Raw genomic sequence first — 3,440 nt, 5'->3', positions numbered from 1 at the left:
GGCGGGGTCACCGCGCCCATCACCAACCCCCCCCCCCGCCCGGCCCCCCCCCGGGCGGGGGGGTTTTTGGGGGGGGGGGGGGGGGGGGGCTACCCGGGGGGGCGGGGGGCCCCCCCCCCCCCCACGAACACCAACCCCCCCACCCACCCGCACAAACACCCCCACCCCACCCCTTCACCGCCGAACCATCAACACCTCCGCCCCCACCGCCCGATACCCCGCCCCCTGAAACACCCGCACACTCCTCGCATTCCCCGGCGGCTGCTGCGCCCACACAACCTCCCCAGGCACCAAGTGCCGCGCAGCAACCGCCAGTTGCCTCCCCAGCCCCCGCCCCCGCACCCCCTCATCGACCTCGACCGCCGCCTCCCACCGCCCCGCGACCCCCCGCCCGAGCACCAGCACACCCCCACCGGCCGCCCGCCACACCCGCACGTCGTCCCGGTACTTCCTCGCCCGCACCACCCGCGGATGCCCAGGATCATCGATCTCCACCAACCCCAGCCCCGCATCCGGCGCCCCCGGCAACGCCTCCGCCACGGTCATCAGATCGATCGTGTCATTCATCCGCCGCCCCGCCTTCTCGGCCAGCGCCACCAGGAACACCGGGTTCATCGACGCGGCCAGCGGATCGCACGGCGTCGCCGCCAGCGTCGTACGCACCCACGTCGGATCCAGATCCGTGAAGATCACCGAATGGGCCGTGAAGGACAGCACCCCGGCCACCCGCGCATCCGGCTGCGGCACAACGGTCACCCCGCCGTCCGGCGGCGGAAACACGCCACCGGCAGCCGAATCGAGGAACTGAACAAGCGAGTCGGGGCCGTCGGAAGCGGTCGCAAGGTCTCTCATGCAGAGATCCAAGCACCCACCCCCTCCGTCCATGGCCCCACCCCGCCCCCGCCCCCTACCGTCCGCCCATGCCGACCCCCAGACTGCGCCGCCCCGCCGCCCTCCTCCTGGCCCTCGCCGCCACGGCCGCGCTCCCCGCCGCCACCGGCCAGGCCCAGCCCCGTACAGCCCTCACCCCACCCACCACCCACTACCTCGACTGCACCAACGGCAACGACAACACCCCCGGCACCTCCCCCCGCACCCCCTGGCGCACCCTCGCCAAAGCCTCCACCGCCTACCGCCCCGGCGACCGCCTCCTCCTCAAACGCGGCACCACCTGCACCGGCACCCTCGCCCCCACCGGCCAGGGCACCCCCACCCGCCCCATCCGTATCGACGCGTACGGAACCGCCACGGCGGCCAAACCCCACATCGAGGGCAACGGCGCCCGCGCCGCCCTCCTGCTCCGCAACTCCCAGGGCTTCGAGATCCGCAACCTCGACCTCTCCAACACCGGCCCCGCCACCACCACCGACCGCCGCGCGGGCCTCCTGGTCCTCCTCACCGACTACGGCGTCGGCCGCCACTACGTCGTCGACGGAGTCGACGTCCACGACGTCAACGGCTCCGACCACAAGGACCCCGACCCCAGCGGCGGCATCCTCTTCGTCGTCCAGGGCTCCACCACCCCCACCCGCTTCGACTCGATCCGCGTCGAGGACTCCACCGTCCGCCACGTCGACCGCACGGGCATCGGCACCATGTCCACCTGGGGCCGCCGCGCCGCCTACCCCGACGGCCCGGGCACCAGCTTCGAGCCGATCACCAACACCCGCATCCAGCGCAACGACGTGCGCGACACCGGCGGCGACGCGATCGTCACCCACAACGCCGACGGCGCCCGCGTCGAGCACAACTACGTGAACGGTTTCAACATGCGCTCCGCGGGCTACAACGCCGGCGTCTGGTCCTGGAACTCCGACAACGTCCTGACCCAGTACAACGAGGTCACCGGCGGCCACGGCACCCGCGACTCCGAGGCCTTCGACATCGACGGCGGCAACACCAACAACACGTTCCAGTACAACTACAGCCACGACAACGAGGGCGGCTTCCTCCTCGTCTGCAACGGCGCGGGCATGACCAGCAAGGGCAACAAGGTCCGCCACAACATCAGCATCAACGACCGCAACACCTCTTCCCCCTACGGCGTCATCGCCGTCGTCTGCGGCCCCACCACCGACACCCAGATCTACAACAACACCATCACCACCACCCACCCCGGCACCCGCATGGTCAGCAACAACGGCCAGACCGGCACCACCTTCCGCAACAACGTCTTCGTCGGCGCCCCGTCCCCCATCGGCTCCCCAACCGTCGACACCCTCTCCACCTTCACCAACAACCTCTACCGCAACACCACCCAGCCCCGGGACCCGCAGGCCCTGACCGCCGACCCCCTCTTCCGCACCCCCACCCCGGCCACCCCCGCCGACGTACGCCTGAAGCCCGCCTCACCCGCCCGGGGCGCGGGCACCCCCACCCCCGACGGCATCACCCGCGACTACTTCGGCAACCGAATCCCGAACCCGCCCCACCTCGGTGCGTACCAGGGCCGCTAATCTGTCGCCCGTATTGGCCTGACTGCACCAAGGGGTGGACCACATGGCGGACATCGACACCGAGTCGGCGCGCACCGCGTTCGACAAGTTCGACAAGAACGGCGACGGCACGATCACGGCCGCCGAGTACAAGAGCGTGATGGCGGAGCTCGGCGACTTCGCCGTCACCGAGGCCGTGGCCCAGGCCATCATCAACGCGCACGACGGCAACGGCGACGGCCGCCTGACCTTCGACGAGTTCCTGGCCTCCCGCAAGGCCTGACCCACGCACGAAGGGCCGGACCCCCACCCGGGGCTCCGGCCCTTCTGCTTCACTCCATCCGGTCCAGCTCCCGCAGCTCCACCATGGCCTCCTCCAGCCACCCCACCCAGAACCGCTCCATCTCGATGCCCGCACGCAGCACCAGCAGCTGAATCCGCTCCTCCCGCCCACTGGCCCCCGCCGGGAAGTCGCGCTTCTCGATCTCCCGATACGTTGCCAACTGCACCCGGTGCAAGCCCAAATGCCGCTCGACCTCACCGAGCAGCTCACCGGTGCCCACCATGGCCGCCGCCCGCAACCTCAACGCGAACGCGTCCCGCAGGGGCTTCGGGTCCTCCGCCTTCGCCACCCAGGCGACGAGCTCCTCGCGCCCGGCGGCCAGCACCTCGTACTCCCGCTTCTGCCCCCGCGTCGGCACGTCCTGCGGCAGGGCGCGGATGAACCCGGCCTGCTCCAGCTTCCCCAGCTCGCGGTAGATCTGCTGATGCGTGGCCGACCAGAAATACCCGATCGACATGTCGAACCGCCGCGTCAGCTCCAACCCCGAGGACGGCTTCTCCAACAGGGCAGTGAGAATCGCATGCGGCAGTGACATGCCCGCATCCTAAACACGCCCTCCCCACCCTTCCCCCAGCCGCCTTGGGCGGCGGGGCCGCCCCCCGGGGGCGGGACGGGCGGGCAAGGGGGCGGCCCCTCCCGCTCCCGGCCCACCCGGGTGCCGC

At 71.4% G+C, this 3,440-nt stretch carries 4 protein-coding genes; 2 read left to right on the top strand and 2 right to left on the bottom strand.

Translation table 11 applies throughout. From position 1 onward, the window contains the following. Positions 1–174: 174 nt before the first annotated feature. Positions 175–852 (bottom strand): GNAT family N-acetyltransferase, encoded by a 678-nt coding sequence (locus ACIO3O_RS42665; protein WP_401756423.1) that lies wholly within the window; start codon positions 850–852, stop codon positions 175–177. A 68-nt stretch (positions 853–920) separates the two neighbouring features. Here ACIO3O_RS42665 and ACIO3O_RS42660 point away from each other — a divergent pair, with 68 nt between their 5' ends. Together ACIO3O_RS42660 and ACIO3O_RS42655 are read left to right on the top strand one after the other, a co-directional pair. Next, positions 921–2,456: a hypothetical protein gene (locus tag ACIO3O_RS42660; RefSeq protein WP_401756420.1), complete on the top strand. Its 1,536-nt coding sequence runs from the start codon at positions 921–923 to the stop codon at positions 2,454–2,456. 43 nt (positions 2,457–2,499) lie between these two features. After that, positions 2,500–2,718 (top strand): EF-hand domain-containing protein, encoded by a 219-nt coding sequence (locus tag ACIO3O_RS42655; RefSeq protein WP_401756417.1) that lies wholly within the window; start codon positions 2,500–2,502, stop codon positions 2,716–2,718. Between the two features lie 49 nt (positions 2,719–2,767). Here the strand turns inward: ACIO3O_RS42655 and ACIO3O_RS42650 are convergent, their stop codons facing one another. After that, a complete protein-coding gene (locus ACIO3O_RS42650) occupies positions 2,768–3,313 on the bottom strand; it encodes a PadR family transcriptional regulator (protein WP_401756414.1) in 546 nt (181 codons plus the stop codon). Positions 3,314–3,440 lie beyond the last annotated feature (127 nt).

This window comes from Streptomyces sp. NPDC087440 (assembly GCF_044744005.1).
Taxonomy (GTDB): domain Bacteria; phylum Actinomycetota; class Actinomycetes; order Streptomycetales; family Streptomycetaceae; genus Streptomyces.
This window is presented reverse-complemented; position numbering and strand designations above follow the sequence as displayed.